Consider the following 21,150-nt stretch of genomic DNA (forward strand, 5'->3'; position numbering starts at 1 on the left):
TTGACCTTGCCATCGTGTCAAGGTCGATGCTGTCCGTGCGGTAACTTGAGCCGCGGACGAAATGAGGTGAAAGACATGTTTAGTCTGAGTGTTGCGGGGATGGGCTGTGGCAGTTGCGTGAGCAAAATCACGAAGGCCATTCAAGCTCTGGATCAGGATGCACGAGTAGAAGTGGATCGAGCGGCCGGCAAGGTCACCGTTGAGAGCACAGAAAGTGCCGAATCGATCCGCGAACTCATCCAGGAGCTTGGCTATTCGGCCCAGGTCAGCGCTTGAGCGCTGACCTGCTATCCCACTAAATCTCCAGTTCTGAGAGCTCTTTTAGCCCTGGGATACTGGTGACCTCGTTGGTCATACCTTCTGAACCATCTCGGCCGCGAAGCCAGTTTGAGTGATCGCCTGGCTCGCGCATTTCCAGCGTGTCATAGGAGTACCGCTTGCGCTTGAACAGGCTTTTCAATGCAGCGAACTCGTGGCTTTTTCGTCTTCTATGCCGACGACTTCTCCTGCAAGCCGCTCCCAGTGACCAACGCCGTCGGCCAGCATTGCCTGATAGGTCTCCGGGTCAAGCAAGGCTTACTGTTTGAAATGAATGATGCGGTGAGTCATAGAAGCGCTCGGAGTGGCCAAAGAGAGAGCGCTAGCCTAAAGGTTCCGGGTCATTCGTGTACTAGCTGGCCGCGCTTTAGCAAACCGTCGTTGACCCACAACTTCAACCAGGTCGCGGCTTGCAAGGGAGCTTGCTCGCCATGCGTGGCGCTCAACGACTCGCAGAGTTCAGCGAACGATCCGCCCTCGATGAGAAACTGCAATGCCGAAGCCTCCGCTGGCTCCAGGCTCCGGTACTGGCAGACGAGTTCATGACGCCAAACAAGACAGGCTAGGTTCGTTGGCAGGCGGGTAATATCAGGCAGCAAGCTGCCGGACTTGGCGGCTTTCCACAACTCCAGCGTGTTGTACTGCAGCTGCAACCACCGGGCAGATGCAGTCAGGGAAACCCTGAGTGAAATCCAGTCTTCAGCCGAAAAATCACTCATGGTCTCCAGCGAAAGCGCTTCGACATCCTGAGCGTCGAAGGCCAGTGTAAAGGCCCATTCCAGTTCCGCGAGTTCGCGCATCGGCGATAGTTGGGGTTCTTCGACGTAGCTGCTAATGAACTCGGGCAGCTTCTCGCCCAGCCAGCGAATGCTGAAATGTCGTGGTGGCCAGGCGGCCAAGTAGGCCAGTGCGAGCTGCTCGAATGATTCGTTGCCGATCCAGTGAAGCAGGGCAGGGAAGTCTTCTCGCAAGACCGCAAGCAGGCGCGAACGGTAAGCGTTGTGGTAGATCTGCAGGCCTTCGAGAGCACTCAGCGCTGTGCTACCTCGGATCTGCTCCAAAAGCTCGTTGGAGGGCAGGGCACTGTCACCTGTCAGGTAAGTTTCAAATGCAGTCTGTAGGGCGATCAGGCTCAAGGGGTGGCCCCCGATATCACAGATTTGGCGATAGCACGGGCATGTGCTAATTCGGACAACAGCTCTTCCAGCGGCGGAAACTGGTCATCCCGCTCGATCAAGGTCGATGTCGGGCCCAAGTAGCTCAAAGTCTTGCTGTAGAGAGACCAAACCGGATCAGCGATGGGCTGGTCATGGGTGTCGATGAGGTACTGCCCGTAATCGCTGTGCCCGGCCAGGTGAATTTGCCGAATCCGCTCGTGCGGCAATTCCATGATGAACTGCCAAGGGTCGAAACCCTGGTTGCGCGAACTGACGTAGACGTTGTTCACGTCGAGAAGCAGCTCGCACCCGGTCAGGTAACTGAGCTCCGAGAGGAACTGAGACTCGCTCATGCTGGATGTTGTCCACTGCACGTAGGAGGAAACGTTCTCCAGCACGATGGGACGTTCCAAAACATCCTGCACCAAGCGCACCCGGGCCGCGACATGCAGCAGGCTCTCCTGGGTAAACGGCAGCGGTAGCAGATCGTGAAGTTGATGGGCGTTGCCTCGACTCCAGCACAGGTGATCAGACACCCACTGAGGCTGCACCCGATCCGCCAGCTGCTTGAGCTGTCGTAGGTAGTCTATGTCCAAGGCATGTGAGCCGCCAATCGAAAGAGATACTCCGTGCATCACCAGGGGGTAGTGCTCGCCGATCGCATCAAGGAAGTAGAGAGCCTTGCCGCCCTCCACCAGGTAATTCTCGGAAATGATCTCGAACCAGTCGACCGCAGGCCGTTCCTCCAGGATCTGCCGGTAATACTCGTTACGAAGGCCAAGACCGAAACCCAGAGTTTTGCGCTTACTCATTCGAGACTCCAGCAGGGGAGTGGCATGCACTCCCCTGAACCGCCTTATTCGCTGGTTTTGCCACCGGCTTCGTCACATTTGGCCTGGGTCATCAACTTGAACCCCTGGCCTTTGCATTCGCCTTGGCCTTTGCAGTCGTTTTTCGCGGTCATGCAGTCGTTCTGCCCTTTGCAACCATTGACCCCGAAGCATTTCACTTCTGCTGCTTTGGTGTCCTGGGCCGCCTGGACGGGCAGGGTGGAGAACAGGCTGGCGGCTACCAGAGCCAGGGCGGCACCGGTAGCTACGTTGGATTTGTTCGACATAGTGGCTATTTCTCTTGATTGTTTGATGGTCGCGATCCGTCGGTGCGAATGAGCGAGTTAGCTCAGGCATTGCTGCCGAGCAGGCCCATGGAATCCGCAAGGCTTCTCGGGCAAGAAGACAGTACCGAGCCTTCAGGAGGGCCTACAAGAAAGAAATAGCAACCTGACAGAACTGTAATGTTCAGATCAGGTTGCTGACAGGGCTTCGTGGTTAACGTAACAGCGAGCTTAAGGCTCGCCCCCACTAGTTACGGGGGCTTCTAAACTTACGAGGATTCACGAAATGAAATCGATCAAAACCCTGTTTGTAGTTGCTGCCCTGAGTGCTTCCACTCTGGCGATGGCCGAAGGCGGTGCCGATCGCACGTTTGCACGCATGGAGCAGGCCCGTCAGGTCTCGCTGGAAGCGTATCAGCTGGCCAAGCAGCAGAAGGATGGAGCTCCCGTCGCCGGCAGCCAAGCCAAACAGGCGGAACACGCCAACTGCTGAGCCCCTTCAACCTTACAGAAATGTAATCACCCGGATGGTTGAGATATGGCAGTTTTATACTGCTTGGTGTCGGGGGGACTTGCGCAGCACGCAAGGCTTGAAGATCAAATCTCCCGACACTGGAGCAGTCAATGAACCCGAGACCGGATGCATATCACCGGCTCATCTGACGGATTGGACATAACGGCATGCAAAGCAAAACCACAAGACGTACTTTCGTCAAAGGCCTCGCCGCCGCCGGTATTCTCGGCGGCATGGGCATGTGGCGCACGCCGGTCTGGGCGGTAACCAGCCCAGGTCAGCCGAACGTGCTGAGCGGTAACGATTTCGACCTGTTTATCGGAGAGACTCCGGTAAACATCACCGGCGCAGCGCGTACCGCCATGACGATCAATGGCTCGCTGCCAGGCCCAATCCTGCGCTGGCGGGAGGGCGAGACCGTGACGTTGCGCGTACGCAACCGCCTCAAGGAGGACACGTCCATTCACTGGCACGGCATTATCCTGCCGGCGAACATGGATGGCGTTCCGGGCCTGAGCTTCCATGGCATCGCCCCCGACGGCATGTATGAGTACAAGTTCAAGGTCAACCAGAACGGCACCTACTGGTATCACAGCCACTCGGGGCTCCAGGAGCAAGTCGGCGTATACGGCGCGCTGGTCATCGACGCCAAGGAACCCGAGCCCTTCAGTTACGACCGTGATTATGTCGTGCTGCTGAGCGACTGGACCGATGAAAATCCAGCGCGGGTACTGGCCAAGCTCAAAAAGCAGTCGGACTACTACAACTACCACAAGCGCACCGTTGGTGATTTCATCAATGACGTGAGCGAGATGGGGTGGTCCGCTGCGGTAGCCGATCGCAAGATGTGGGCCGAGATGAAGATGAGCCCGACGGATCTCGCTGACGTCAGTGGCTACACCTACACCTACCTGATGAATGGCCAGGCACCTGATGGCAACTGGACCGGCATATTCAAACCGGGCGAAAAGATCCGCCTGCGCTTCATCAACGCCTCGGCGATGACCTATTTCGATGTGCGCATCCCGGGCCTGAAGATGACTGTGGTTGCGGCCGATGGTCTGCACGTCAAACCGGTCAGCGTCGACGAGTTCCGTATCGCCGTGGCCGAGACCTACGACGTGATAGTCGAACCAGACAGCGAACAGGCCTATACCGTGTTTGCCCAATCCATGGATCGCACTGGCTATGCGCGCGGCACCCTTGCTGTACAAGAGGGGTTGAGTGCACCGGTACCCAGCCCCGACCCGCGTCCGCTGATTGCCATGGGCGACATGGGTATGGATCACGGCAGCATGGGCGGCATGGATCACGGGAACATGGCCGGAATGGACCACGGGAGTATGGCGGGCATGGATCATGGGAGCATGCAGGGTGGCATGGCCGGCATGGATCACAGCCAGATGGCTGGAATGGATCATTCGGGCATGGCAGGCATGGCAGGCATGGCAGGCATGGCAGGCATGGCAGGCATGGCAGGTGCGATGCAGGCACACCCAGCCTCAGAGACCAACAACCCGCTGGTCGATATGCAGACCATGACACCGACGCACAAGTTGGACGACCCAGGTATTGGTTTGCGAGACAACGGCCGACGCGTCCTTACGTACTCTGACCTGCGCAGCACCTTCCTCGACCCGGATGGTCGCGAACCAAGTCGCACCATCGAGCTGCACCTTACCGGGCACATGGAGAAATTCTCCTGGTCCTTCGATGGCATCAAGTTCTCTGACGCCGAGCCTCTGCGCCTCAAGTACGGCGAGCGTGTTCGCATCACGCTGGTCAACGACACCATGATGACTCATCCGATCCATCTTCATGGCATGTGGAGCGACCTGGAGGATGCGAACGGCAATTTCTTGGTGCGAAAACACACCATCGACATGCCGCCAGGTTCCAAGCGCAGCTATCGAGTGACTGCCGATGCGTTGGGGCGATGGGCCTATCACTGCCACCTGCTGCTCCACATGGAAATGGGCATGTTCCGTGAAGTTCGTGTGGATGAGTAAAGGAGATTTCTGATGAGCACTTTTATGAAGCGAAATGCCCTGACTGGCAGCGCAGTCATGTTTAGCTTATTGGCTGCCCTGCACGCACCGGTTTCGTTGGCAGGTGAGGGACACAGTGAGCACGAACAACATGCTGCCGAGTCGGCTGCGCCCGACGCCAGTGACAAGCCTGCAGATCAATCGAAAGGCAAGGCCGCTGGCCATCAGATGGATCATGGCGCCATGGATCATGAGGGTATGAACCATGACGATATGGGGCACGAGAAGATGATGGATAAGCATGGCGGCACCGAAGCCGAAGCAGGTTCGAACCATGACCACTAGGTTTTCACGCCCGTCCCTCATAGCGCTGGCCGTGTCGCTGAGTGCACTCAGCGGCGGCGTTACCCAGGCTGCGGAAGAAATGGATCATTCGGCAATGGGGCACGGCTCCATGTCGATGGACCACAGCCAGATGGGCCACGGTTCCGCCAAAGCGCCGATGGAGGGCATGGATCACAGCACGATGGACCATGGTGCCATGCAGGGTGCTTCGGGCAGCATGGATCATAGCCAGATGGGCCACGGCCAGAGCCAAGAGAAGGCCCAGGCTATGGATCACAGCAAGATGGGGCATGGCGCCATGCAAGGACAGATGGAGGGCATGGATCATTCAAAGATGAACCATGGCTCCGCTGAAGCCCCGAGAACCACCAGCCGTACGCCGATTCCCGTTCTGACGGATGCTGATCGCCAAGCGGCTTTCCCGCCATTACCTGGCCACAAGGTTCACGACAGCGCCATCAACAGTTTTTTCCTGCTCGATCAGCTCGAATACCAGGACGCAGATGAGGGCAGCACCCTGGCCTGGGATGCGTCGGGCTGGGTAGGCGGTGATATCAACCGGGTCTGGTTCCGCTCTGAAGGCGAGCGTACCAACGGCGTGACCGAGGATGCTGAATTACAGCTGCTGTACGGCCGCTCGATCGGCCCTTGGTGGGATGTCGTCGCGGGCGTCCGCCAGGACTTCAAACCGGAGTCGCCGCAGACTTGGGCCGCCTTCGGTATCCAGGGCATGGCGCTTTACGCCTTTGAGGCCGAAGCCACGGCCTTCGTCGGCGAGAATGGGCAAACTGCTGCCCGACTGGAGGGCGAGTACGACATTCTGCTGACCAACCGGCTGATTCTCCAGCCAACTGCCGAAATGAACTTCTACGGCAAGAACGATCCTGAGCGAGGTGTGGGGTCCGGGTTGGCCAATACCGAGCTCGGTTTACGTCTGCGTTACGAGATTGTCCGGCAGTTTGCCCCCTATATCGGGGTTTCTTGGAGCCGCTCCTATGGCAACACGGCAGACATGGTGCGCGACGAGGGCGGTGATGTAGACGAGGCGCGTTTTGTCGCCGGTATCCGGATGTGGTTTTGAGAACCTGACATGAAAAGAACAATTAAAACTTTGGTGGCGGCCGGCGTGGTCGGTAGCACAGCTGTCCTGGCCGGTGCCTACTTTGGCGTGGTCAACGTGGGGGCCGACGATCCCCATTTTCCTGCAGTGAATGCGTTTCTCACGATGGCCCGTGACCGCTCTATCGAAGTCCGTTCGCGGAACATCGAGGTTCCCAACCTGGATGATCAAGCTCTTATTCGCGCCGGTGCGGGCAACTACAACTCCATGTGTATCGGCTGTCATTTGGCGCCAGGTGTGGCGGAGACCGAGCTAAGCCAATCGCTTTATCCTGCGCCCCCCAACCTCGCCAAGATCGGTGTCGATGGCAATCCGTCAGCAGCGTTCTGGGTGATCAAGCATGGCATCAAGGCAACGGGTATGCCTGCGTGGGGCAAGAGCATGGGAGACGAGTACATCTGGGGCATGGTTGCCTTCCTCAACCAACTGCCGACGATGGATGCCAAGCAATACCAAACACTCGTCGCATCCAGTGGCGGCCATCAGCACGGTGGTGGGGAAACGCAGATGCATAACCATGAAGGACAGCACGGCGACAACAAGCCTGGCCATCATGACAATAGCGGCGGTGGCGAAGACCATCATGGAACAGGTGATGCCGGAGAGCTTGGCCATCACGATGCCGCGGCTACTGATAGCGAGGGTGGCTCCGCACCTGAGGCAGGTCACCATTCGGACATGAGTGGCGATGATCACCATGCCGGGGATGAGGCCGCCCCAAGCGGCGGAGACCATCATTCCGAGCAAACTCCGAATGCCTCGCCCAAGACCCACACCCACGCCGATGGCAAAGAGCACGTGCATGAAAGCTAAATATCTGGCCTTGCTGGCCGCTCTCTCCGTCACAACTGGAGTTCAAGCCGCTGATGCCCTGACGATTGATGTCCATCGTGATGCTAATTGCGGATGTTGCAAGAAGTGGATCTCACACCTCGAAGCGAATGGCTTCAAAGTCGTCGACCATGTCGAAAGCAACATGTCGGCAGTGAAGCAAAGTCTGGGCGTTGCGCCGCGGTTGGCGTCTTGTCACACCGCGGTGATTGACGGCAAGTTCGTCGAAGGTCATGTGCCGGCGGCTCAGGTCATCGAGCTCACCAAGCGCGATGATCTCGTGGGCATCGCTGTTCCCGGGATGCCGGCGGGCTCCCCCGGTATGGAAGTCGATGGCGTACAGCATGCCTACCAGGTCATTGGCTTGACCAAGGCGGGGTCTGATCAGGTCGTTGCAGAATATCCCGCTCAGTAGTACTGCCTGCCAGCACGGCCGCTTGTGTGTAGTGGCCGACTCTTTTTCATACGCCCTTTAACCTAAGTAAAAAAGGCGCCCGAGGGCGCCAAGGGCTGTCTCCAAACCAAAGGAGCACTACGAGGGGACAGCAGGACCAAGGCGCGAGCGGGCAATCAACCCGCCCGCTTGCCAGGGTTAGAGAACTTCCAGCGGGTACTCGACAATCAGGCGGACTTCATCCAGATCCGACTCGTAATCGGTCGCGCGAGTGGTCATTTGGCGAACACGGAAAGACATATCCTTCAGTGATCCAGTCTGCACAACGTACTTGGCCTCGATGTCCCGCTCCCAGCGCTTCTGGTTGGTCAACGGATCGCCGTTGTCATCACGGCGCATATAGACTTCGTTGGCCTTGCTGTAGTCGGCATCCCAGCCTTGGGCATATCGAGTCATGAAGCTCAACCCAGGCACACCGAAAGGCTCCATATCCAGGTCATAGCGCACTTGCCATGACTTCTCCTTCGGCGAGTTGAAGTCGCTGTACTGGATGGAGTTGTCGAGGTAGATGGAGTCCGATTGGCGCAAGTAGTCGAAGTCATCATCGCCATTGTTGCGCTGGAGACCCACCAGCACTGTGTGAGCGCCGAATTGGATGCCGACCTTGCCGCTCCAGATGTTGTTATCGAAGCTCCCGAGGAGCTGCTTCCCTTCATCGACCGCCTTGTAGTAGTTCAGCCCGCCGATCAAGGCGACATCGTCCGCAAGCGGGTAGCTCAGCGTGGTGCCCGCGTAATATTGATTCCAGGCATCCTTGAGGCGGCTGGTGTAGAGACTAAAGCCGACGTTGTCATTAAGCGTGTAATCACCACCGAAATAGGCGATCCATGGCGAGTCCACTTCGCCTGCGTAGAAGGTAGCGAAGCCGTCGCGCATGCTGCTGGTATTGGGTTGGCTCATCGAGTGGAGGCGACCACCTTGAAGCGACAGTCCTTCCACGCTGCTGTTGAGCACGGTGATACCTCGGAAACTCTCCGGTAAAAGCCGCGCATCACCGTATTGGACGACAGGGCTGACAGGAAAGACGTCGCCTACCTTGATCTCGGTATCCATGAACCGAGCTTTCACCGCGCCACCCAGTTTGGAGTAGTTATCCTCAGCCTGCCCGAGGCTGTTGTAAGGCAGCACATCGACTGAGCCACCGGCTCCTGAACGGCCGTCGCCGGTGTCAAGTTTGAGTCCTAGCATGGCAAAGGCATCGACACCGAAGCCTATGGTGCCCTCGGTGAAGCCAGACTCGAATCGGCCTATCACGCCATGCGCCCACTCTTCCGAATAGCCATTACCCGAGCTGCTGGACTGGCCTTTGCGGAAGTCACGGTTGAAGTAGAGATTTCGATTGAGGATGGTCAGGCTGCTGCCTTCGATAAATCCCTCGCCTTTCTCGTCGGCGGCCATTGCAGCTTGCCCGGTACTGATGCTCAGAGCGAGTAGAGAAAGTCCTAACAGGGTTCTGTTATTCATAAATGCTCCTGATGTTATTGGCAGTTGTCATGGTGTGGTTGCATATATGTGCCAAGCGCGCCGGGCATAACCAGGCGCGCCTTGGCCATATTTCCATATGCCAAATAACGTCAGGGTGACTTGAAAATTACTTTTCAGTCAGCGCGATGTCATTTATTAGTTTTGGTTCCGGCAACCTGTTCCGGCTGCACGGTATTCAAGAATATTCAGATCGCCGTTGGAGTCCTCGTAGGTCATCTGGGCTGGCATCACATTGCAGCTAGAGTCCGTTGAGGTAGTGGCCACGACCCTGGCGATATCGAGCTTCATGCCGTAGCGGTAATGAATAACTTCAGGCGGATTCTTTCCGTTAGCGGCAGCATACTCTTGCATGGCCTGCTCATTGGCCTGAATCATCCGACCATAAACACGATCAGCGCCGCCTTCTGCCAGAGTGGCAGAGGAAACAACCATAGCGGCAAGGGCTGCAATAACTTTGAGGCTTTTCATGTTTAATCACTCCTTCAAGGTGGTGATTAAAATATATCCGCTCAACCTGTCATAAAAATGAAGTCAAAGTTACATCGCCGTAATGCTTCCTGCCGCGTTACCCGGGCGAGTCAGCTTGGCGCGTGGCTTGCCCGGGTTTGTAAAGCTATAGCTCCTGCGGTGCGCGAACCTTCTGTGTACGCTGCCTTCGCATCAGCCAGTACGCGGCCGGCAAAACCAACATGGACATCAGCGGCGCGGTAATCATGCCGCCGACCATGGGCGCGGCGATGCGCTTCATCACTTCAGATCCGGCACCTCCGCCCCAGAGGATTGGCAACAGGCCGGCGATGATCACGGCCACCGTCATCACCTTGGGCCGCACGCGCAGCACTGCGCCTTCACGAATTGCCTCCAGTAGTGCCGGGTCACCGCTGCGCCCGGCATCCATACGTGCATGCCAGGCATTCTTCAGGTACAGCAGCATGATCACCCCAAATTCCGCCGAGACGCCGGCCAAGGCGATAAAGCCGACCCCAGTGGCAACCGACAGGTTGAAGCCGAACCAGTAGAGCAGCCAGATGCCGCCCGATAGGGCGAAGGGCAGGGTTGCCATGATCAGTAGGGCCTCACCGAAGCGGCTGAAGGTCAGGTAAAGCAGCACGAAGATGATCAACAAGGTCGCCGGTACCACCCAGGCCAGCCGTGCATTGGCGCGCTCCAGGAACTCGAACTGACCGGAGTAGGAGACGGTCATGCCAGCATCGAGTTGTACCTGCTCAGCTACGCGTTGCTGCAACTCGCGCACGGTCGATGCCAGGTCGCGCCCACGGACATCGACATAGACCCAACCGGACAGACGCCCGTTCTCGCTGCGCAGCATTGGCGGCCCTTCGGTCAGACTAACCTGGGCGACGGTGCCCAAGGTGATCTGCTGGCCGGCTTGCGTGAGGATCGGCATACGCCGTAGTGCCTGCGGACTGTCTCGCCACTCCTTGGGATAGCGCAGGTTGATCGGGAAGCGGGCCAGTCCTTCAACCGTCTCACCAATATTGCTGCCCCCGATGGCGCCCGATACCACCGCCTGCACATCGGCGATGCTCAGGCCATAGCGCGCCGCGGCCAGTCGATCGATCTGGATGTCCACGTAACGGCCGCCAGTAAGGCGTTCTGCCAAGGCCGAACTCACCCCAGGCACCTCTTTGGCCACGGCCTCGATATCGCGCGTTATGCGCTCGATGTCGACCAAGGAGGTTCCGGACACTTTCACCCCAATGGGGCTCTTGATCCCCGTCGCCAGCATGTCGATGCGGTTGCGGATGGGCGGCACCCAGATATTGGACAGCCCCGGAACTTTTACCGCGCGATCCAGTTCCTCGATCAGCTTTTCGGGTGTCATCCCCGCGCGCCATTGATCGCGTGGTTTGAACTGCACCGTGGTCTCGAACATTTCCAGCGGTGCTGGATCGGTGGCGGTCTCTGCTCGCCCGGCCTTGCCGAATACCCGTGCCACTTCGGGCACCGTGAGGATCATCCGGTTGGTTTGCTGCAGCAGCTGGGTGGCCTTGCTGGCCGGCAAGCCGGGCAGGGCTGATGGCATGTACAACAAGTCGCCCTCGTCCATCGGCGGTAGAAACTCTCCTCCTAGTCTGCTGAGGGGCCAGAGACTGGACAAAAACACTAGCAAGGCCAGCGCTAGGGTCACCTTAGGCCAAGCCAGCACCCACTCCAGCACCGGCCGGTATGCACCGATCAGCCAACGATTCAAGGGGTTCTGTTGTTCGCTGGGGATATGCCCACGAATCCAATAGCCCATCAGCACCGGTACCAAGGTGATCGAGAGGCCAGCAGCGGCAGCCATGGCATAGGTCTTGGTGAATGCCAGCGGGCCAAACAGGCGACCCTCCTGGGCCTCCAGGGTGAAGACCGGGAGGAAAGACAGGGTGATGATCAAAAGGCTGAAGAACAGCGCCGGCCCGACCTCGGCCGCAGCTTCGCCGATCACCCGCCAGTGCGCCTCGCCCTGAAGCGGTTCACCGGGGTGTCGAGCCTTCCAGGCCTCGATGTGCTTGTGCGCGTTCTCGATCATCACCACGGCGGCATCGACCATGGCGCCGATGGCGATTGCGATCCCGCCGAGCGACATGATGTTGGCATTGACGCCCTGGTAGCGCATGACGATGAAGGCCATCAGGATGCCCAGGGGCAGGGTGATGATCGCGACCAGCGACGAGCGCAGGTGCCAGAGGAAGATCAGGCAAACCAGGGCAACCACCGCGAACTCTTCCAGCAGCTTGTAGCTGAGGTTATCGATGGCGCGGTCGATCAATTGCGAACGGTCATAGGTGGTGACCACCTCGACGCCGGCCGGCAAGCTGCCCTTCAGGCTGTCCAGCTTGGTCTTCACCGCGGCGATGGTATCGCGGGCATTCTTTCCGGAGCGCAAGATGACCACGCCGCCTACCACTTCACCCTGGCCATCCAGCTCGGCAATGCCACGACGCATCTCTGGCCCCAGCTGAATGGTGGCCACCTGACCCAGCAGCACCGGAACTCCGCTGGCCGAAGCCCGCAGCGGCACATTGCGGAAATCCGCCAGGCTCTCTAGATAGCCTGAAGCCCGCACCATGTACTCGCGCTCTGCCAGCTCCAGGATGGCGCCGCCGGTTTCCTGATTGGCGCTCTTCAGCGCCGTTTCGACCTCCTGCTGAGTTACCCCATAAGCCACCAGCTTCTGCGGATCGAGCAGCACTTGGTATTGCTTGACCATGCCGCCGAGGGTGGCCACTTCGGCTACGTTGGGCAGGCTCTTGAGTTCGTACTTGAGGAACCAGTCCTGCAGTGCCCGCAGCTGGGCAAGATCATGCTGGCCGCTGCGGTCGACCAAGGCGTACTGGTAGATCCAGCCCACGCCGGTGGCATCCGGCCCAAGGGTGGTGGTAACACCCTCGGGCAGGCGTTCCTGCGCCTGGTTGAGGTACTCCAGCACCCGCGAGCGCGCCCAGTAGAGGTCGGTGTCGTCCTCGAACAGCACGTAGACGAAGGAGTCGCCGAAGAACGAGTAGCCGCGCACCGTCTTCGCCCCCGGTACCGAGAGCATGGTTGTGGCCAGTGGGTAGGTCACCTGGTTCTCGACGATCTGCGGTGCCTGTCCGGGAAAGCTGGTTCTGATGATGACCTGGGTGTCAGATAGGTCCGGCAGTGCATCCAACGGCGTGTTGCGCAGCGACCAGAGGCCCAGGGCGGTGATGAACAGGGTGGCCAGCAGTACCAGGAAGCGGTTGCCGATCGACCAATGGATCAGGCGCGCGATCATGGCTGGTCTCCTTCCTTGCGGAGCTGCTCGATCAGCAGGCCGGAGTTTGTCTGACGTGCGGCGATGCGTACGTGATCTCCTGGCTTAAGTCCCACAGCTACTTCGGAGCTGACCAGAGGAAAAGCCATGGTCATACCTGGCATATTCAGGCTCTCGAAGGGGCCATGCTCCAGGGTGACTTGTTTCCCGTCCAGTGCGCGAATAACGCCGTGAGACACATGCAGCCCCTCCGTGCTGTCCTGTTCTGCATTGCCGGCCAGGATGCCCTGCAGGCTGGCTTCCGAATCGATGAGGAACTGGCCGGAGGTAACGACCGCCTGACCTTCCTCAAGACCGGAAAACACCTCCAGACGCCCATCGGCCTCGCGGCCCAAGGTGATTTCCTGGGGACGGTAGCGTCCGTCGCCTTCGGCCAGCATCACCAATGCACGCTTCCCGGTGCGAATCACGGCTTCACTCGGCACAAGAAGCGTGGATTGTTCGACGGCACTGTTCAGGCGTACGGCGGCGAACATGCCGGGGCGCAACTTACCGGCAGGGTTGGGTAGCTCGCTGCGTACCGTGAGCGTGCGCGTTTGCGGATCGGCACTCGGCAGCAAGGCTATGACGCGGCCCAGCAGCGGTCGATCAGGAAAGGCCGTCAGGTTGGCGCGGATCTCGTCCCCGACCTGGATACTTCCGGCCATGGCCTCGGGTATCGCCGCATCGAGCCAGACACTGGACAGCCCGTTGATCAACGCCAGATCCTGCCCGGCTTCAACGGTCATCCCGGCGCGTACCTGCAAGGCTTGGAGCTCGCCGCTGATAGGTGTGGTGAGGGTTTGCACTGCCCGCGGTTTGCCGCTGCGGCGAACCTGCTCTATCAACGCTTGTGGCATGCCGAGCAGGCGGAGGCGCTCTTGGGCCGCAGTGATCAAGCGGGCGTCACCGGTACGCAGTACCGCGAGGAACTCCAACTGCGCGGCGGACCACTCGGGAATCAGCAGGTCGACCAGGGGTGTTCCAGCTGGCAGTACATCGCCAGGGGCACGCCCGTAAACCCGCTCGACGAATCCGCCAGCGCGGGCCTGGAGGTTCGCTACCTCTCGCTGGTTATAGGCCAGGGAGCCGACCACCTCGATATCCGAGGGCAGTACACCGCGGATCACCGTCGAGGTCCGCATTCCGAGGTTCTGCACGGCTTGAGCGGGGACGCTCAGGACAGACGGATCTTGCTCGGATCCTGCGTATTTAGGGACAAGCTCCATATCCATGAAAGGTGACTTGCCCGGTTTATCGAAGCGCTGCTCAGGCTGCATCGGGTCGTACCAATAGAGCACCTTGCGCTCGTCCGTCGGTGCGGAGCTAGGCAGTAGCTCGTGTTTGGCTTGCCGCTGGGCCAGCCAGTAGCCACCGCCCGCCGCGCCAATGCCCACGGTCAGCACGGCGACCGCAAAACCAAATGTCGATATCTTCATTTCAGGCCCTCCACATAGGCGTAGTACAGGCTTGCGGAGAGCTGGCTCAACTTGCGCTGTTGTTCAATCTGCCGCAGTTGCGCATCAATCAGGTCGCGCTGGGCAGTAATAACGGATGTGAGCTGGCTGTTACCGGCTTGGTAGGCGGCCAGTTCGAGATCGGCACGTTTGCTTGCAAGCGGGATCAAGGTTTTTTCGGTGCGTGACAAGGTCCTGCGCAGTTGCTCAAGCTCGGCAATACCGCCTTCCAGCTCAGCCTGATGGGCGCGCAGTAATGCTTCCTGCTCGGCTTCCATCTGCGACACGCTTTGTTGTCTGGCGTTGATCTTGGGCCCCTGACGTGTGCCTACGAACAACGGCAGGTCGAAGGTAAATTGCACCATCACCATATCGCCGAACTGGTTGTCGCGATTGTTGTAGGCAAACTCAACACCCCAGTCGGGGGTCTTCTCGGCGATGGCCTCGTTCAGCTCGGCGCTAGCCTCGCCGACTCGGGCGGAGGCAGCGCGCAACTCAGGGTGTGAGGCAATGCGTTGCTGCAGGTGCGGTGCCACCAGGTTCAGACTGGGAACACCTCCTTGCAAAGGCTGGTCAGCCTCGTTGCCTATCCAGCGGCGCAGCTTGGCACGAGCTACTGCCACATCGCGATTCAGTTCATCTCGCCGATCTTGTAACGCCAAAGCTTCCTGGTCGGCCTGCAACAGCTCGCCAGGCTGAGCACTACCGCCGGCAATCAGCGATTGCACGGTCGAGCGGAGCATCTCGATCTGACGGTCCAGTTGATCGAAGAGGCCAACACTGCGTTCGGCGTAGTACACATCCAGCCAGCTCACTGCCGTCTGGCGCTTGATCTCCAACTGCATGGCACGCTGCTCGGCCTCGGCTCGGCCTACTGAAGCCTCGGCCAACTGGCGCCGAGCCTGACGCTTGTCACTGTTGGGGACTTCCTGCATGAACCCAATGCGGCGCATGGTCATGGAGTCACGATTAAGCGTGTAACGGTCAGGGCCTTCGATCGGCAGGTTGTCGATGCCTAGAATCAGCTTGGGATCGGGCAGGGCGTCTGCGGGCTCGACAGCCTGCTGTGCCGATGCCACCTGCGCCTGGCGCGCGAGGTTCTCAGGGGCACTCTGCTCGGCCAGAGCTTGGGCTCGTTCGAAAGTTAGGGGCTGCGCCTGCGCGGCAAGCCAGGGAGCTGCCCAGAATGCGGCAGCCAACACACCGAGAAAGCCACGGCGTGGAAAAAGGAAAGCGGACATGCTTTCGCCTCCAATGCGATTGATCGAAGTCGCGACTACGAAACGTGACCGCGACGATGCGCCTGACTGTAAGGCGCGGGATGATCACTGCATTAGACGAAACGAGGAGGGCGCCAGAGTCCTGCGGGCTCTCGCTTAATCACCGACTGGGTCAGCAATATCTCGGGGCGTGAGGGGAGAGGGGATATGCTCTTGATCACGGTGGTCTGGAGAAGTCCTCCGGTCTTGCATTCCTGGCCGGGTTTGCAAGGGGACTTCTTGGCCACCCCATCAGACTTGTCCATTTGCTCGCAGCACGGAGCATCGGCCATTGCATGGCCCTGATGATCGGCGCTCTGCATCGGGCAAGGTTGTGCCGGCATGCTGAAAGCCACACCGCCGAAGGTCGGCAGCACGAGGCTAGCAATCATTAGCAGGATCAATCCAATCCGACGCACAGCAATTCACCAGGCGGGGCAATAGGCCGACGATAGCAGATTGCCCCCGAGCCATGAATGCTCCTTTTGACGATAACAGCACTTCGTTGATTTGGATCAAATAGAGTGTCTAGTCTCACAGGGCGAGCTGATTTTGTAGCGGGTGAGATTTCAATCGAGCAAGCGATAGAGTTCAGGCCAAAGAGGATTCTATAATCACTCTATAATTAGCTATAAAGCTCATTAGTGCACAAAATGCAGCGGGATGTGGAACCCTGAGGTGCCGCTGAATGAACGCAACGCAGGGTATCGGCTGGCATGGCAGAGCCTGGATTTCACCCGGGCTGGGCATTTTTCTGGGGCAGGCGGGTAGCCAAGATTGGCATAGCCACATGGCGCATCAAATTACCGTCAGCTTGAACGGCAGCTTGACTGTGAAGTGTACATCCTCGTCGGTGACGGCAAGGGCCATCTGCATCAGGGCAGGGGTGGCCCATCAGATCGAAGCTGACGAAGTGTTGTCGATCTACCTCGACGCGCTGTCCGATGAGGCGCGAGCACTTCCCGATAACATCGGGGAGGGCATCACTCCGATTCAGATGGGCGATACAGCATCGCTGCGAAAATTGCTGAGCAGCTCCGATCCGTCAGCCCAGCAAATTCGGGAAATGGTGCGCCTTGTTCTCAACCTTACGACTCCGCCGGCCTCCGATCCGCGACTGCAGTCGGTCCTCGCTGCGTTAAAAGAGCCGATTAATGGCAGGCAGGCGTTGGCCAAGCGCGTTCATCTGTCGCCTACCCGATTCTCACATTGGTTCGTCGAACAGACCGGTCTGCCGCTGCGCAGCTACCGGAAATGGAATCGCCTGGTCATAGCGCTCCAGCATATCGCCAGCGGCGCCAACCTGACTGCGGCCGCCCACGCTGCCGGCTTCGCTGACGCTGCCCACTTTTCCCGCACCTTCCGCGACCTGTTTGGCCTCGACCCCTCATCTGCCTTGGGTCATGTCAGTCTGAAAGGCTGAATTCAGCTTTTCTGTTCAAGCGCCATCACAGGTGATTGGCACAAAGTGGAGTCATCTCAGGGAGGGCTTCACGATGGGCAATTCACTCAGGTTCATGATCCGCTGGCTCAGCTACCCAACAATCTTTGGCGGGGCCGCAGCTTGGATGATCTGGTTGCTCTACACGGGTATTCCGTATTGGCCCAGCACGCCGATCATTGCCGCCCTAGGGATTCTGCTGGTGGCGCTGCTGGAACGCGTGCAGCCGTTCCGTGACGACTGGTTGGAGGACCACCAGGATACCCTTACTGATATCATCCATATGGTCGTGAACCTGTCCGTGATCCAGATTACGGCGACCGTGCTGGCCCGGCTGGGCGATTGGGTGCCCGCAGAGTTCCGTGTCTTCCCAACAGAGTTACCGCTGTGGGCTCAGCTAGTCATTGTCGCCGCCGTGCTGGACCTTAGCTTGTACGCCATGCACCGCTTCAGCCATCAGGTTCCATGGCTGTGGCGCTTGCATGAGCCACATCATAGCGCTGAGCGGCTCTACTGGATGAACGGCGAGCGCCGGCACCCGTTGCATGCCGCCATCATGGCAGGGCCTGGGCTGCTCGTGCTCTTTGCGATGGGCACTCCTTCTGCACTCGTGGCCACCTGGTTCGGCATCCTGACGGTACATTTGGCCTTCCAGCACTCAAATCTGGACTACTCGTTGGGCTGGCTACGGCGCGTCATCGGCGTTGCAGAAACACACCGCTGGCATCACAAACGCGACTTCGAGGATGCGCAGGTCAATTTTGGTGAGTTCTTGCTGGTGTGGGATCAACTGCTTGGAACCTTCTATGACAGCGCAAGCAAGCCCAGCAGCGCCGAAGTAGGACTGCGTGATCGGGACTATCCGACAGGCTATGTGGGTCAGATTGTCGAGCCGTTCAGAAGTCAGTAGCTTGCTCGGTGTCGCTGGCGACTAGCTGGTTAATGAGGATCGACCGGCATGAGTTCGATCAAGGGTTTCTGAGGAGGCAGATCGATCGCGTTTTGGACTGTGCCAATTGAACGGCCGCCAGTCTCCATTGACCATGTAGCTGTCTGACTCATGCGCCATCCTACTGCCAATGCGAGTGAACCTACCCCTTACGACCGGCCCAACCCAGCTGTTCGGCGGTTTAAGGCAGAATGCTATGAAGCTCTTGCTATCCGAGTGGTTTAACTCGAGGAGCGGCTTCTGGGCCTCCAGGAGCGACCAAAGAAGTAAGCACTCTGCATGATTTCGGTAGCTGTTGAATGTTGTCTCGTTGTCGCTGCGGGTTTTTAGGAAAGCACCTACTGCAGCGTATCCCTCCTTGGCGCGAAGCGCCGCCGGAAACCCTTCCAGGAACGCGCGCACCTCAGGTAGCTCATATCGCAGCTCTGGGGATTTAAACTCGAGCTTCTTGAAACGAGTGAGTACCTCAAAAAGAGGTTGTGGCGCGATCTTCATGACGTTAATCCCGGCTCTGAGCCCTAAGAGCCATAAGGGAATCGGCGTGCGTACCTGAGCGCGACGTGAGTCGTACTGATTCAGGCTAGTTCCGGGTGTCTAGGGGATCAACTGATCGAGAGATGCGTGGCCGAATCGAATGGACGCGCTGGCGAACTGAAGATTAGAAACGGAGAGGCAGGTGAACCAAAGATTCGAAATGGAAAGGTCATCCATGAGCTGAAGATTAGAAATGGGATTATTTCGTGAACCAAAGATTGGAAACGGGAGGGCATGGAGTGAACTGAAGGTTAGAAACGGAGAGCTCACTCCCGTTTCTAATCTGTAGTTACCAGAAATTCGAATCTTTAGTTCAGATCACTAGAATGCATCTAAATCAGCGCTTCTGGATCAGTATAGAGCAATATCCGGGTCTGGTGATTATCGGATATTACAAGCACCTTGACCGCAAGCTGGTCGTTACTTCACTCACGGTAATATCTGCCGTAGGTGTAAGCGATACTCGTAATACGTAGATCTCGCTGCAGTTCGGCGGGCTCGCGGGTTTGAGCAGCACTCCTCGCGCCACTGTCCCTCAAAAACCTGAGGCTAGATCCAAGTAAAACATTCCAATGATCACCACATTCTCCTGAAGAGGTAATAGCCGCATGCACCTGTCTGAGAGCTCCTTGAACAATATCTCGAATTTGACGAACAGAAAGCCCCGGACGCCCATAGCTAGTCTCCAACATGGGTACTCCCTCATCTTGCTCCGGCAACGGCGATAGACCTCGGCTTTTCCGGTAGCGTTTCAGATAGGGCAAGAATTTTGGGTTGACTGCGAGCCTTTGCGACGGCGTGCCTGGAGCATCTAGCACCAGCCACCACTTGCCGTCCTCAAGCACGAAGCAATCCATACTTGGACAGTATTCGCCAGATTTTGCGAGATCCGCAGCTCGCAAGTACATAAAAACCGTCGCCGCCACTATAAAAAGAGCACGCTCGTCTGTCGGATTGACTACTGCGCGGCACTCTAGAATCCGTAATACATGATATAGCTGGTCTGAACTAAGATATCTGCGAACAGGGTAAATCCCACTCTCTGCATTTCCATTGTGCGATCGAGACGCAGTGACAGGATTGAGTGCTGCCGCATCTTCTGCATGGAGAAAATTGTAAAAAGAACTACAGATGCTGTGTATCTGTCGCAAGGTACCCGTAAACGGTCGATAGGAGTCAGCCTCTGTTTGGCTTCGAATATCGAAAGGTCGCCAGCCTTCGTTAAAAGTCCAATTCCCATCATCTTGAATAAATCGGACCGCCGGCGAAGCACCGACCCAATTCGAAGGTGGCTTTTTGCAGAAAGAGAGGAACTGTCCAAATTGATCACGGTTTAACGTCAACGCCGATTTTCCGGCAAAAACCCAGCTCCAAAGAAGCAAGCGCTCAACAAATGTACGGTAATTACCGAAAGTCCCCGGGGCACGGTTATGGCGCGCAAGGAAGCGCAGGCTCCATTTAAAATCCTTCTCGACATCAAGCTCAGTCGAGAAACTCTTGAGGTAGGCCGCAACACAGGGGTAGCGAGCATAATACTGCTCGATGCCCAGGACCATTGACTCGGGACCGGCAAAGAGTGGATGCGGGTCTATGGTGTATGCTGGCATCGGAGACTCCAGCGGCCGGTGGCGAAATCTAGAGTTGCTTTCCGTAACCGTAGCAGAGCATTTCTAGTCTTGTTTTTATTTTTTTTAACCAGTCAAAATTGCTTCAGGAGTCCACTATTTTGACTGTATATCGGCGGGCAACGAAAGGGTCTCCAGGATCCTGCAGCTTCCATATCATTGATTAATCTGTATTTTTTTTGAGCAAGATTTGTCTCTTTTATTGTCAGGAGCCACAGGCTGATGAGTTCATCGGCCTAACCTCTTAATATGTGATTTAACATAATCTACATTATAGGTAATTTCGTATTTTCCTAGCAGGCGCCCAGGGCACCGATTTCAACGCTCAAAATGGCGATTTCTCGAATTCCCCTTTTTCAGTGCGTTTGTTAAACAGCTCATCACGTTGCAAGCACCGTCAAACTGAACGGAAAATTGCCCCCTGAATCATCGTCTCGGAGACCAAGGATGAATTTCGATATAGATCTAAGCGATGTAACCGAGCTTCTTCCAGATGAGGTGCTGTATGCGCTTGATAACGAAGCGCAAAACAACAGAAGTATTGAAGCGCTATGCCGCCAATTGGAGGCAGCACGAACCATGGAAGAACTTCTGCATATGTGTAAGGAGATCCACTGGCTCCTATGCGCGTTCTGGCACGGACGCCGGGAACAATTCGACGAGGCTCGGGACAGGATCTACCACTCCCTGGATGCTACTGCTGCTCGCTTGCGGGTCCAGCATGACTGATACCAACGACAGTCATCTTGTTTCATCGTAAACCCGCATCAGCACCTAC

The 21,150-nt window shown here is 57.6% G+C and carries 19 protein-coding genes; 10 read left to right on the forward strand and 9 right to left on the reverse strand.

What is annotated here, in order from left to right; all coding sequences use genetic code 11:
- The first annotated feature begins 75 nt into the window (after window positions 1-75).
- Window positions 76-276: a heavy-metal-associated domain-containing protein gene (locus RTW82_RS10260; RefSeq protein ID WP_003246756.1), complete on the forward strand. Its 201-nt coding sequence runs from the start codon at window positions 76-78 to the stop codon at window positions 274-276.
- 383 nt (window positions 277-659) lie between these two features.
- On the opposite strand, the gene RTW82_RS10265 is transcribed toward RTW82_RS10260, so the two are convergent.
- From RTW82_RS10265 to RTW82_RS10275, 3 genes are read right to left on the reverse strand one after another with little or no spacing between them, the layout of a single operon-like run.
- On the reverse strand, window positions 660-1,454 hold the full coding sequence (locus RTW82_RS10265) for a DNA-binding domain-containing protein (protein WP_236210353.1): 795 nt from the start codon (window positions 1,452-1,454) through the stop codon (window positions 660-662).
- Complete coding sequence (locus tag RTW82_RS10270) at window positions 1,451-2,287, reverse strand: DUF692 domain-containing protein (protein WP_004374664.1); 837 nt, start codon at window positions 2,285-2,287, stop codon at window positions 1,451-1,453. The genes RTW82_RS10265 and RTW82_RS10270 overlap by 4 nt, the downstream gene beginning before the upstream one ends.
- A 44-nt stretch (window positions 2,288-2,331) precedes the next feature.
- Window positions 2,332-2,592 carry a membrane protein gene (locus tag RTW82_RS10275; RefSeq protein WP_003246752.1) on the reverse strand — a complete coding sequence of 87 codons (261 nt, stop codon included), beginning with the start codon at window positions 2,590-2,592 and terminating at the stop codon, window positions 2,332-2,334.
- A 283-nt stretch (window positions 2,593-2,875) separates the two neighbouring features.
- Between RTW82_RS10275 and RTW82_RS10280 the strand changes: the two genes are divergently transcribed.
- The 6 genes from RTW82_RS10280 to RTW82_RS10305 all read left to right on the forward strand — a co-directional run bounded on the left by RTW82_RS10280 (window position 2,876) and on the right by RTW82_RS10305 (window position 7,802).
- On the forward strand, window positions 2,876-3,082 hold the full coding sequence (locus RTW82_RS10280) for a co-regulatory protein PtrA N-terminal domain-containing protein (protein WP_003246751.1): 207 nt from the start codon (window positions 2,876-2,878) through the stop codon (window positions 3,080-3,082).
- A gap of 188 nt (window positions 3,083-3,270) precedes the next feature.
- Complete coding sequence (locus RTW82_RS10285; protein WP_279860646.1) at window positions 3,271-5,112, forward strand: copper resistance system multicopper oxidase; 1,842 nt, start codon at window positions 3,271-3,273, stop codon at window positions 5,110-5,112.
- 12 nt (window positions 5,113-5,124) lie between these two features.
- A complete protein-coding gene (locus RTW82_RS10290; RefSeq protein ID WP_236210354.1) occupies window positions 5,125-5,436 on the forward strand; it encodes a hypothetical protein in 312 nt (103 codons plus the stop codon).
- The gene (locus RTW82_RS10295) at window positions 5,426-6,517 is read left to right on the forward strand and encodes a copper resistance protein B (protein WP_236204899.1); all 1,092 of its coding nucleotides are present in this window, start codon (window positions 5,426-5,428) and stop codon (window positions 6,515-6,517) included. The genes RTW82_RS10290 and RTW82_RS10295 overlap by 11 nt, the downstream gene beginning before the upstream one ends.
- Before the next feature lie 9 nt (window positions 6,518-6,526).
- On the forward strand, window positions 6,527-7,369 hold the full coding sequence (locus tag RTW82_RS10300) for a c-type cytochrome (protein WP_279860641.1): 843 nt from the start codon (window positions 6,527-6,529) through the stop codon (window positions 7,367-7,369).
- Window positions 7,359-7,802 (forward strand): DUF411 domain-containing protein, encoded by a 444-nt coding sequence (locus RTW82_RS10305; RefSeq protein WP_004574337.1) that lies wholly within the window; start codon window positions 7,359-7,361, stop codon window positions 7,800-7,802. Before RTW82_RS10300 ends, RTW82_RS10305 begins: the two co-directional genes overlap by 11 nt.
- Before the next feature lie 177 nt (window positions 7,803-7,979).
- On the opposite strand, the gene RTW82_RS10310 is transcribed toward RTW82_RS10305, so the two are convergent.
- From RTW82_RS10310 to RTW82_RS10330, 5 genes are all read right to left on the reverse strand, one after another.
- Window positions 7,980-9,305 carry an OprD family porin gene (locus RTW82_RS10310; RefSeq protein WP_003452303.1) on the reverse strand — a complete coding sequence of 442 codons (1,326 nt, stop codon included), beginning with the start codon at window positions 9,303-9,305 and terminating at the stop codon, window positions 7,980-7,982.
- 156 nt (window positions 9,306-9,461) lie between these two features.
- On the reverse strand, window positions 9,462-9,794 hold the full coding sequence (locus RTW82_RS10315; protein WP_003452302.1) for a DUF2790 domain-containing protein: 333 nt from the start codon (window positions 9,792-9,794) through the stop codon (window positions 9,462-9,464).
- A 145-nt stretch (window positions 9,795-9,939) separates the two neighbouring features.
- A complete protein-coding gene (locus tag RTW82_RS10320) occupies window positions 9,940-13,089 on the reverse strand; it encodes an efflux RND transporter permease subunit (RefSeq protein ID WP_316925016.1) in 3,150 nt (1,049 codons plus the stop codon).
- On the reverse strand, window positions 13,086-14,546 hold the full coding sequence (locus RTW82_RS10325) for an efflux RND transporter periplasmic adaptor subunit (RefSeq protein WP_003452298.1): 1,461 nt from the start codon (window positions 14,544-14,546) through the stop codon (window positions 13,086-13,088). The genes RTW82_RS10320 and RTW82_RS10325 overlap by 4 nt, the downstream gene beginning before the upstream one ends.
- Window positions 14,543-15,805, reverse strand: a complete 1,263-nt coding sequence (locus RTW82_RS10330) for a TolC family protein (protein WP_003139513.1) — start codon at window positions 15,803-15,805, stop codon at window positions 14,543-14,545. The genes RTW82_RS10325 and RTW82_RS10330 overlap by 4 nt, the downstream gene beginning before the upstream one ends.
- Before the next feature lie 706 nt (window positions 15,806-16,511).
- On the opposite strand from RTW82_RS10330, the gene RTW82_RS10335 reads away from it, so the two are divergent.
- Window positions 16,512-17,246, forward strand: coding sequence for a helix-turn-helix domain-containing protein (locus RTW82_RS10335; RefSeq protein ID WP_003117280.1), 735 nt, complete (start codon window positions 16,512-16,514; stop codon window positions 17,244-17,246).
- Window positions 17,247-17,319: 73 nt separating this feature from the next.
- Window positions 17,320-18,174, forward strand: a complete 855-nt coding sequence (locus tag RTW82_RS10340) for a sterol desaturase family protein (RefSeq protein WP_023095634.1) — start codon at window positions 17,320-17,322, stop codon at window positions 18,172-18,174.
- Between the two features lie 998 nt (window positions 18,175-19,172).
- Here RTW82_RS10340 and RTW82_RS10345 read toward each other — a convergent pair.
- Entirely contained in the window at window positions 19,173-20,354 is a 1,182-nt protein-coding gene (locus tag RTW82_RS10345) for an integrase (RefSeq protein WP_226924974.1), read from the reverse strand.
- A gap of 465 nt (window positions 20,355-20,819) precedes the next feature.
- On the opposite strand from RTW82_RS10345, the gene RTW82_RS10350 reads away from it, so the two are divergent.
- Window positions 20,820-21,101 (forward strand): hypothetical protein, encoded by a 282-nt coding sequence (locus tag RTW82_RS10350; protein WP_316925017.1) that lies wholly within the window; start codon window positions 20,820-20,822, stop codon window positions 21,099-21,101.
- Window positions 21,102-21,150 lie beyond the last annotated feature (49 nt).

Source organism: Pseudomonas sp. zfem005, assembly GCF_032621735.1.
Taxonomy (GTDB): domain Bacteria; phylum Pseudomonadota; class Gammaproteobacteria; order Pseudomonadales; family Pseudomonadaceae; genus Metapseudomonas; species Metapseudomonas solani.